This window comes from Corallococcus sp. AB049A, from assembly GCF_003668885.1.
Lineage (GTDB): Bacteria > Myxococcota > Myxococcia > Myxococcales > Myxococcaceae > Corallococcus > Corallococcus interemptor.
The window spans coordinates 1-421 of record NZ_RAWL01001236.1; the positions used below are offsets into that span (position 1 = coordinate 1).

General features: G+C 58.2%; 1 protein-coding gene. It reads right to left on the reverse strand.

Features of this window, described 5'->3' with window-relative positions:
- Nucleotides 1-45 precede the first annotated feature (45 nt).
- Nucleotides 46-421, reverse strand: a 376-nt coding sequence (locus D7X55_RS41615) for a tyrosine-type recombinase/integrase (protein WP_147470520.1), incomplete at its 5' end; no start/stop codon positions are given.

The following is a 421-nucleotide window of genomic DNA, read 5'->3' on the forward strand; positions in this document are numbered from 1 at the left end:
GCATACGCCACTGCTCTGAACGACTTTCCTACCACTCGCTTGAAGTCAATCACTATCTGGCTCCGAGGCAGAAGTTGGCGCCGGCCGGAGTATCAGTGAATGAGGCAGCGGCTGGTGAAGGGGATCTCGATGTAGCGAACTTGGTGCGAGCTGCGTGTAGCGCTTCAGCGATTTCCAATCCTTGTGGCCGGTCACGATTGCGACCTCTGGAATGGTGTACCCCTGCTCAAACAGCCTGGACGTTCCCTCGTGACGCAGATCGTGGAAGTGAAGATTCTCGATCTGTAGCCGGTTGCAGGCGCGGCGAAATGATGCACCGATGCTGTCTGCCTTATAGGGGAAGATCAGCGCGCCATTGCGGGGCTGACTGTCAATGATCGCCGCCGTCCGCCCCAGCAGTGGCACCCATTGATGGTTGCCC